At 64.6% G+C, this 7,594-nt stretch carries 9 protein-coding genes; 2 read left to right on the top strand and 7 right to left on the bottom strand.

The window, feature by feature from the left end; all coding sequences use genetic code 11:
- Positions 1-487, top strand: a 487-nt coding sequence (locus AC1RVY_RS10400; RefSeq protein ID WP_492806539.1) for a helix-turn-helix domain-containing protein, incomplete at its 5' end; no start/stop codon positions are given.
- Between the two features lie 4 nt (positions 488-491).
- On the opposite strand, the gene AC1RVY_RS10395 is transcribed toward AC1RVY_RS10400, so the two are convergent.
- The 5 genes from AC1RVY_RS10395 to guaB form a co-directional block, all read right to left on the bottom strand.
- Entirely contained in the window at positions 492-1,922 is a 1,431-nt protein-coding gene (locus AC1RVY_RS10395; RefSeq protein ID WP_492806537.1) for a tyrosine-type recombinase/integrase, read from the bottom strand.
- Positions 1,923-2,048: 126 nt separating this feature from the next.
- Positions 2,049-3,668 carry a glutamine-hydrolyzing GMP synthase gene (gene guaA / locus AC1RVY_RS10390; RefSeq protein ID WP_492806535.1) on the bottom strand — a complete coding sequence of 540 codons (1,620 nt, stop codon included), beginning with the start codon at positions 3,666-3,668 and terminating at the stop codon, positions 2,049-2,051.
- Positions 3,669-3,711: 43 nt separating this feature from the next.
- Positions 3,712-4,146, bottom strand: a complete 435-nt coding sequence (locus AC1RVY_RS10385; protein ID WP_218294367.1) for a type II toxin-antitoxin system VapC family toxin — start codon at positions 4,144-4,146, stop codon at positions 3,712-3,714.
- Positions 4,143-4,403 (bottom strand): type II toxin-antitoxin system Phd/YefM family antitoxin, encoded by a 261-nt coding sequence (locus AC1RVY_RS10380; protein WP_218294366.1) that lies wholly within the window; start codon positions 4,401-4,403, stop codon positions 4,143-4,145. The genes AC1RVY_RS10385 and AC1RVY_RS10380 overlap by 4 nt, the downstream gene beginning before the upstream one ends.
- Before the next feature lie 110 nt (positions 4,404-4,513).
- Positions 4,514-5,989: an IMP dehydrogenase gene (gene guaB / locus AC1RVY_RS10375; protein WP_218294365.1), complete on the bottom strand. Its 1,476-nt coding sequence runs from the start codon at positions 5,987-5,989 to the stop codon at positions 4,514-4,516.
- Positions 5,990-6,099: 110 nt separating this feature from the next.
- On the opposite strand from guaB, the gene AC1RVY_RS10370 reads away from it, so the two are divergent.
- Positions 6,100-6,639, top strand: coding sequence for a DUF4124 domain-containing protein (locus AC1RVY_RS10370; protein WP_492806532.1), 540 nt, complete (start codon positions 6,100-6,102; stop codon positions 6,637-6,639).
- Positions 6,640-6,702: 63 nt separating this feature from the next.
- Here the strand turns inward: AC1RVY_RS10370 and AC1RVY_RS10365 are convergent, their stop codons facing one another.
- Both AC1RVY_RS10365 and AC1RVY_RS10360 read right to left on the bottom strand, forming a co-directional pair.
- Positions 6,703-7,074 (bottom strand): RnfH family protein, encoded by a 372-nt coding sequence (locus tag AC1RVY_RS10365; RefSeq protein ID WP_218294363.1) that lies wholly within the window; start codon positions 7,072-7,074, stop codon positions 6,703-6,705.
- Positions 7,067-7,507, bottom strand: coding sequence for a type II toxin-antitoxin system RatA family toxin (locus AC1RVY_RS10360; protein WP_218294362.1), 441 nt, complete (start codon positions 7,505-7,507; stop codon positions 7,067-7,069). Before AC1RVY_RS10360 ends, AC1RVY_RS10365 begins: the two co-directional genes overlap by 8 nt.
- Positions 7,508-7,594: the final 87 nt, after the last annotated feature.

Below are 7,594 nucleotides of genomic sequence, written 5' to 3'. Positions count from 1 at the left end.
CACACTCCGCTCTCAACCATCAGCCGCCCATGAGCCGCATTCCGGCCATGAACAACCTCCTGAGAATCAACAGCTAGGCCTGCCACCTGTGCCGACGGTGTCCGACGAGCGCATCGCTCGTGCGCTGAGTTACATCGAGGTCAACCTCGGACACCCGCGGCGCTTAGGTCTGACCAGCATCGCCAAGGTAGCCGGCGCGGGGCGCTTCACGCTGAGTCGTCGCTTCATTGCGGAGGTAGGCGTTGGACTTCGGCGCTACGTTACCCAGCGCCGGGTCGTACTAGCGCGCTCAATGTTGGCCAACCCCAGACATGCCGGCATGAAGCTGATCGACGTTACATACGAGGTCGGCTTTTCCTCACCGAGCCGCCTGACCGAGTCTTTCCGGGCTCACTACAGCTCCACGCCAGGCCGGTACCTCCGTGAAGCAGCTCCGCCGCCCAAACGGCAAACCCGGCCGAAACCGGGTTCTCACGTGACGTGGTGAGGCCCTAAATGTCGTCGTCCAGATCATCCTCATGGATCTCGGCCGCCCGCCGCTTGGCATCGGCGATCAGGTCGCGCGCCGACTCGCCACGCACCCAGGCGTCAATCATGTCGGCCCAGCACTGCAGCATGATCCGGCGCTCGGTCAGATAGCGATTGGTGTTGTAGACTGCGGCGATCCGGTTCTTCGGTGCGTGGGCCAACGACATTTCAACCCATCTTTCGTCCCATTTTGATCGATTGAGCCCCGTGGAAAACGTGCGCCGCAAGTCATGCACGCCGAAGGTCTGAAACTCGGGATCGTCCTTCTGGATAATCTTCACTGCCGCGTCGATAACGCGATTCAGCGTGGCGTTGCTGATCGGCACATCGTGGTCGTATCGACCAGGGTGGAGGTATTCGCTCGCAACAAAGCACGATCGGAACGCCACAAGGATGTCCTGCGCCTGCTCGCTGAGGGGGACCACATGGGCCTTGGAAGCCTTCATGCGCTCGGCAGGAATCGTCCATAGACCCTTATCGAAGTCGACCTCGGGCCACGTAGCATCGATGAACTCGCTTTTGCGGACTCCGGTCAAAAGCACAAACCGCAACGCCATTCGCAGTGTCGGAGCACAAGCAACGCGCTCCAGGGCTGTCAGGAATTTGCGGATTTCATCGGGAGACAGAGCCCGGTCGCGTGGCTCAAGGCGCGCGATCGACGCAGCTCGGACTACATCGCACGGATTGATGACCTGCATGCCGCTCGACTGCGCGTGCACAAAGACTGCGCGCATTACCTCTCGGGCATGGAGCGCCACCGCAGGCCCGCGCTTCTCCTTGATGTCCTCCAGGACGGTACGGGCGCGTGGCACTGTGATCTCTTCCAAACGCAGGCGCCCGATCTCGGCTTCAAGCGTGCGCCGGTAGGTTGCGCGCCGCAGCTCCAGCGTGCTGTCCGCCAACTGCTCAGCACCGCTCTTGGGGTCGGCCTTGAAGGCAAAGTATTTATCGGCCCAGCCACCGAACGTCAGGGCCTCGCTCGCTGCGGTGCGCTTCTCCACCTTGGCGCGCGATGGCGACACGCCACGCTCCACGTCTCGCCTGGCACGGTCCAGCAGTGTGCGTGCCTCGCGAAGTGACAGACCCATACCGTATTCGAGTGTCTCGGGATCCCGTGTCACCTTACACGCAGGGTCATATCGCCCGATTGCCAGCGTCTCGCGCCGGCCGTTGAGGCGGTAGTCATACCGGAAAGCCCGGGTCCCGGTCGGCAAGACCGCCACGTACATGCCATCGCGGTCGGCCACTTTGAACATTTTGTCTTTGGGCGCGAGGGCGCCAAGTTCTCGATCAGTCAGCAAATCAGCCTCACGTTTGATTTGCCGCCTGATACCGTCAGACCCCTCTGACGGTACCGTGGGCGGCTTTTTCAACCGCCTCAAAGGTACCGTCACGACAACCGTCAGATGCGCAAGACTGGGTGAAGCAGGACGAAATGCCCTGATGCGCCTAACCTGTTGTCGAGCCTTGAATTCTCGGGATTATTGAAGCCGTTTGAAGCGATGTGAGACTAGGCTAATTCACTCCCACTCGATCGTCGCCGGCGGCTTGCTCGATACGTCGTAGGTCACGCGATTGATGCCGCGCACCTCGTTGATGATGCGCCCCGACACCTTCTTGAGCAGCGCATACGGCAGCTCGGCCCAGTCAGCCGTCATGAAGTCGCTGGTCTGCACGGCGCGCAGGGCGACCACGTAGTCGTAGGTGCGGCCATCACCCATCACGCCCACGCTCTTCACTGGCAGGAAGACGGTGAAGGCCTGGCTGGTGAGGTCGTACCAAGTCTTGCCGGTGGCTTCGTCGGTGAAGTTGCGCAGCTCTTCGATGAAGATGGCGTCGGCGCGGCGCAGTAGGTCGGCGTATTCCTTTTTCACCTCGCCCAGGATGCGCACGCCCAGGCCGGGGCCGGGGAAGGGGTGGCGGTAGACCATTTCGGGCGGCAGGCCCAGGGCCACGCCGAGTTCGCGCACTTCGTCTTTGAACAAATCGCGCAGGGGCTCCAAAAGCTTCAGGCCCAGCTGCTCGGGCAGGCCGCCCACGTTGTGGTGGCTCTTGATGGTGACGGCCTTCTTGCTCTTGGCGCCGCCGGATTCGATCACGTCGGGGTAGATGGTGCCCTGGGCCAGGAAGGTGGCGCCTTTGTGGCCTCCATCGCCAGCCTTCAGTTTCGCGGCTTCGGCCTTGAACACGTCGACGAACAGGCCGCCGATGATCTTGCGCTTGGCTTCGGGTTCGCTCACGCCGGCCAGCCTGCCGAGGAACAGGTCGCTCGCGTCCACGCGGATGACCTTGGCGTGCAGCTTGCCGACGAACATGTCCATGACCATGTCGCCTTCGTTCAGGCGCAGCAGGCCATGGTCGACGAACACGCAGGTGAGCTGGTCGCCGATGGCGCGGTGGATGAGAGCCGCGGCCACGGACGAATCCACACCGCCGGAGAGGCCCAGGATGACTTCTTCATCACCCACCTGCTGGCGGATCTGCTCCACGGCCTCGGCGATGTGGTCGCGCATGACCCAGTCGGGGTTGGTGCCGCAAATGCCGAGCACGAAGCGCTCCAGCAGCGCCCTGCCCTGCACGGTGTGCGTGACTTCGGGGTGGAACTGCACGGCGTAGTAGCGGCGGTCTTCGTCGGCCATGCCGGCGATAGGGCAGCTGTCGGTGCTAGCCATGAGCTTGAAGCCCGGGGGCAGTTCGGTGACCTTGTCGCCGTGGCTCATCCAGACGTTGAGCATGCCGTGGCCTTCGGGGGTGGTGAAGTCGGCGATGTCCTTGAGCAGCGCGGTGTGGCCGCGGGCGCGCACGGCGGCAAAGCCAAACTCGCGCTTGTGGCCGGTTTCGACCTTGCCACCGAGTTGCTGCGCCATCGTTTGCATGCCGTAGCAGATGCCCAGCACGGGCAGACCCAACTCGAACACGGCCTGGGGAGCGCGGTCGGTGGTGTCCTCGGTCACGCTGGCGTGGCTGCCGGAGAGGATGATGCCCTTGAGCGAGCCGTCCTTCGCGTAGTCACGCACCCACTCGTCCGTCACATCGCAGGGGTGCACTTCGCAGTACACGTTGGCTTCGCGCACGCGGCGCGCGATGAGCTGGGTGACTTGCGAGCCGAAATCGAGGATGAGGATTTTCTGGTGTTGCATGGCGGTGGGTGGTCGAGGGGATGACAAGAAACGGGGCGCCTGGTCAAAGGCTGGAGAGGTCGAGAAGTGGTACGCCGCTGCGCTGGGCGGCGGCTGCCTGCGCCGCATCGAAGGTGGCCAGGGGCAGGCGCAGGGAGCGGGCCAGCCACAGGTAGGCGGCGTCGAACGTGGGCAGGCCGGTGTCGAGCGCAACGTCTAGCACGGCCTTGTGCTGGGCGGGGGCCAGTTCGTGCAGCTCCACACGGTGGCGGATGGCTTCGAGCACGCCCCACAGGCCTTCGACCGATGCGGGCGGGATGCGGCCGCTGTGAACGCCGCTGGAGATGAGGTTGCTGCACTCCCACTGCCAAAGGTTGGGGGCCTGGGGCTCGACTTCGTCGCGGCGGATCAGGGTGTAGAGGCGGCGCGTGTGCTCGCTGGCCGCATCGGGCAGCAGCCAGGCGGCGGTGACGGAGGCGTCGAGGACGAAGGCAGTCATGCTGCCGCCCTGCCCTTGCGGCGCAAGGTGTCGGGAGTGGCCACTTCGCCTGCGGGCCGGATGCTGGCGTGCAAAGCATCCATCTGGCCCAGCTCGCGAGCGATCTGCTCGTCGGTGATGACGGGGCGGCGGCGCACGGGCAGCAGGCGCACGACCTCTTTGCCGTGGCGGGTGATGCGCACCTCTTCGCCCTGCTCGACCAGCTCGATCAGGGCGGAGAACCTGCTTTTGGCTTCGTAGATGCCGACGGACTGCATGGATGCGCGAACCCCCAAAAAGAAAAAGTCTGGCCTGAATGGTGAATTCAGGCCAGACTATATCATTCTGACCAGATATTTTCAATCAGGCCAGATTAGATCGACGGTGCTCAGTCAGCCCTGTAGTTGGGGGCTTCCTTCGTAATTTGAACGTCGTGCACGTGGCTTTCGCGGATACCGGCGGTGGTGATCTCCACGAACTCGGCCTTGTTGTTCATGTCGTCGATGGTGGCGCAACCGCAGTAGCCCATGGCGGCGCGCACGCCACCGGCCATCTGGAACACGATGGAGACCATGGAGCCCTTGTAGGGCACGCGGCCTTCGATGCCCTCGGGCACGAGCTTGTCGGCGTTGGGATTGCCGGTGGTGGATTCCTGGAAGTAGCGGTCGGCGCTGCCCTGCTGCATGGCACCGATGCTGCCCATGCCGCGGTAGCTCTTGTAGCTGCGGCCCTGGAACAGGATGACTTCGCCGGGCGCTTCTTCGGTGCCCGCGAACATGCCGCCCATCATGATGGTGCTGGCGCCTGCGGCCAGCGCCTTGGCGATGTCACCGCTGTAGCGCACGCCGCCGTCCGCGATCAGCGGCACGCCCGTGCCCTTGAGGGCGGTGGCCACGCTGTCGATGGCCATGATCTGGGGCACGCCCACACCGGCCACGATGCGCGTGGTGCAGATGGAGCCTGGGCCGATACCGACCTTGACCGCGTCGGCGCCCGCCTCGACCAGCGCCAGCGCGGCCGCGCCGGTGGCGATGTTGCCGCCGATCACGTCGACCTGCGGGTAGTTCTGCTTGACCCAGCGCACGCGCTCGATCACGCCCTTGCTGTGGCCATGGGCGGTGTCGACCACGATGGCGTCCACACCGGCCTTGACCAGGGCTTCCACGCGCTCTTCGGTGCCTTCACCCACGCCGACAGCGGCGCCCACGCGCAGGCGGCCCGAGGGATCGCGGGCGGCGTTGGGGAAGCTGGTTTGCTTGGTGATGTCCTTGACGGTGATCAGGCCCTTGAGCTCGAACGCGTCGTTCACGACCAGGATGCGCTCGAGCTTGTGCTTGTTGAGCAGCGCCTTGGCTTCGGCAGGCGAGGTGCCTTCCTTTTCGTTGACGGTGATGAGCTTCTCGCGCGGGGTCATGATCTGGTGGACCTTGACGTCGTAGCGCGTTTCAAAGCGCAGGTCGCGGCCCGTGACGATGCCCACCACCTTGCCGCCGTCGCACACCGGAAAGCCCGAGATGCCGAGCTGTTCGGACAGCTGCAGCACCTGCAGCACGGTGTGCTCGGGGGTGATGACGACCGGGTCGCGCAGCACGCCGGATTCATAGCGCTTGACCTTGGCCACCTGGGCGGCCTGCTCCTGCGCCGTGAGGTTCTTGTGCACGATGCCGATGCCGCCCTCCTGGGCAATGGCAATGGCCAGACGCGCCTCGGTCACGGTGTCCATGGCGGCGGACACGAGCGGCAAGTTCAGTTGGATATTGCGGGAGAGTTTCGTCGCGAGGGACGTGTCCTTGGGCAGGACCTGGGAGTACGCTGGCACCAGCAACACATCGTCGAAGGTGAGCGCTTTTCCAAGAAGGCGCATGAGAAAGCTCCAAAAAACGGATTGTACCCGCGTCCGCGGGGCGCCGCAGGGCTCGCGCTCCTTTGCGCACGCACTGGCGGCTGTGTTGCTGCACAGCTAAACTTGCCTGCATGAAATTGCACAAGCTTGCTTTGCTGGCCGTTGCCTGCACCTGGGCCCTGGGTGCCGCTGCCCAATGGCAGTGGATCGACAAGGACGGCCGCAAGGTCTTCAGCGACCGCCCGCCGCCACAGGACATCCCGGAAAAGAGCATCCTCAAGCAGCCAAGCTACGCGGCTGCACGCGTGCCCGCGGCTGCGGCAGCCGCCAGTGCGCCGGAAGCGGCCGATGCCCCCGCCTCGGCTGCTGCGCCTGCGGCCGCATCCCCCCGCGCTCCCGCCAGCGCCGCCGGCAAGGACAAGGAGCTGGAAAAGCGCAAGGCTGAGGCAGAGGCCGCCGAAGCCGCCAAGAAGAAAGCCGAAGACGACAGGATCGCCAAGGCCAAGGCTGAAAACTGCACCCGTGCGCGCGCGGCCAAGGCCACTTTCGAGACCGGCGCGCCGATCAGGCAGAGCAATGCACAGGGCGAGCGCGTCTTCCTGGACGAGACCCAGCGCAATGCAGAGGTCAAGCGCATCGACACGATCATCGCCTCCGACTGCAAACGCTGAGCGGTCATCCGTGGCAAAAAAACGGCGCCTGGGGCGCCGTTTTTGTTTCAATTGGTATCCCGATCAGTAGCCTGACTTGCCGCCCGGCCGCTGCCGCGCGAAGAGGCCCGTGGAACGCGCGCCCTGCCGGGCAAACCGCTCGCGGCGTGCCACCTTGGGGTCCACCTTGAGCTCCCGGTACAACTCCACGCGGTCCCCGTCCTTGAGCAGCGTCGTCTCGGGCATGGCACGGCCCCAGATGCCGCACGCCATGCCCTCGCGCCGCGCAGCCATCTGCCCGGCGGCTTGCAGGGCGTCGGCGAGCGTGCTTCCAGGGTGCAATTGCACAGTGCATTCGCTGACCTGCCGAGGCGCCAGCGAGACCAGCACGGTGATCCGCATCAGAGCGGGTGCGCGCGGGGTTGCGATGTCCGCACCAGCCGGCTCCTCAGCCATACACCTGTTCCGCGCGCTTCACGAAGGCATCGACCATGCTGCCCGCGATGCGGTCGAACACAGGGCCTACCAGCGCCGCCAGGGCCGCGTTGTCAAAACCGTAATTCAGGCTCAACTCCACGCGGCAGGCCCGCTGGCTGCCATCGCCCACGGGGTGAAAAAGCCAGTCGCCGTCGAGCTGCGAGAAAGGCCCCTTGACCAGCCGCATCCGCACGCGCCGGCCTGCCTCATGGGTGTTGTGCGTCACGAAGGTCTGGCGGATGCCGCCAAATGAAATGCCTACCTCGGCGGTCATGCCCTCTGCGGTCTGCTCGAGCACGGCGGCATGGTCGCACCATGGCAGGAACTGGGGGTAGTGCTCCACCCCGGTGACCAGGGCAAACATTTCTTCGGGGCTATACCAGATGAGGACGGACTTGTGGACGGTTTTCATGCAGACGGCGCCTGCACCGGTGCGCGCAAGCCAGAGGAAATTAGAATCGCGGGTGCGAGACGACGACAATTGTAGGGAGGCCTTTTA

This window comes from Acidovorax sp. GW821-FHT11A03, assembly GCF_058809075.1.
Note: the sequence above shows the minus strand (reverse complement) of the source record. Positions and strands in the feature narration are given on the sequence as shown.